This is a genomic window from Bacillus hominis (assembly GCF_018332515.1).
GTDB classification, from domain to species: domain Bacteria; phylum Bacillota; class Bacilli; order Bacillales; family Bacillaceae_G; genus Bacillus_A; species Bacillus_A hominis.
On the sequence record NZ_BOQD01000241.1, the window covers coordinates 1 to 656 of the forward strand.

General features: G+C 34.9%; 1 protein-coding gene. It reads left to right on the plus strand.

Annotated elements, in window-relative coordinates:
• Positions 1 to 4: 4 nt before the first annotated feature.
• The gene (locus tag KI356_RS20660; RefSeq protein WP_212936312.1) at positions 5 to 601 is read left to right on the plus strand and encodes a hypothetical protein; all 597 of its coding nucleotides are present in this window, start codon (positions 5 to 7) and stop codon (positions 599 to 601) included.
• Positions 602 to 656 lie beyond the last annotated feature (55 nt).

The following is a 656-nucleotide window of genomic DNA, read 5'->3' on the forward strand; positions in this document are numbered from 1 at the left end:
TTATATGTACAAGAAAATCGCAGTAAGTATGACTATGGCAGCATTATTATGCGGGGCAACTGTCTTCCCTGCTTCCGCTGCCACACCAAAAGAAGTAACAATGCATCATCATAAGCCTATTTCAGAAGAAGAAATGCAGTCGCTCGAAAAACTCGGCTATAACAAACATGAAATATGGAAAGCTGCCCACATTGCAAGAATAAGCAAAAAGGAAATTAAAGATGTCTTAGCTTACTATAAGCAAAATAAATCTTGGGAGAAAACCGCCGAGCATTTCGGTGTAGATCCAAGTAAGTTGAAAAAGCATCATATGAATAAAGAAACGAAAAAAGCACTACTGCAAGAATTAGCAAATATGCAAAAGTCCACACCAGATGGACTAAAACAAAAAATGAAAGAGTATAACATAGGCTTACGTCAGCTCACGGTATTAACAATCATCGCTCAAAAAAGTAATACTTCTCTTGATGATGTACTGAAAATGAAAAAAGATGGGATGGATATTAAACAAATTGCGGAAAAATTAAATGTTAAAAGAGAAGATATACGAGCAGAGATGATTAAATTAGTGAAGTCCATTAAAGAAAAGAAAACAAATTAACACGCCAAAAAGGAAGAGGTATTCAATACTCTTCCTTTTCTTTATCCCGCTATTT

Coding starts and splice junctions, on each gene's coding strand:
- KI356_RS20660 (WP_212936312.1), top strand. CDS start 5: ATGTACAAGAAAATCGCAGTAAGTATGACTATGGCAGCATTATTATGC.